This window comes from Pantoea sp. USHLN256 (genome assembly GCF_037149875.1).
Taxonomy (GTDB): Bacteria; Pseudomonadota; Gammaproteobacteria; order Enterobacterales; family Enterobacteriaceae; genus Pantoea; species Pantoea nemavictus.
Genome location: NZ_JBBCQO010000064.1, coordinates 1 through 210 on the forward strand (window position 1 = coordinate 1; position 210 = coordinate 210).

Below are 210 nucleotides of genomic sequence, written 5' to 3' on the forward strand. Positions count from 1 at the left end.
TGAGACAGGTGCTGCATGGCTGTCGTCAGCTCGTGTTGTGAAATGTTGGGTTAAGTCCCGCAACGAGCGCAACCCTTATCCTTTGTTGCCAGCGGTCCGGCCGGGAACTCAAAGGAGACTGCCAGTGATAAACTGGAGGAAGGTGGGGATGACGTCAAGTCATCATGGCCCTTACGAGTAGGGCTACACACGTGCTACAATGGCGCATAC

The 210-nt window shown here is 54.8% G+C and carries 1 rRNA gene; it reads left to right on the forward strand.

The window, feature by feature from the left end:
- A 16S ribosomal RNA gene (locus tag WFL93_RS24250) occupies nucleotides 1–210 on the forward strand; the annotation flags it as partial.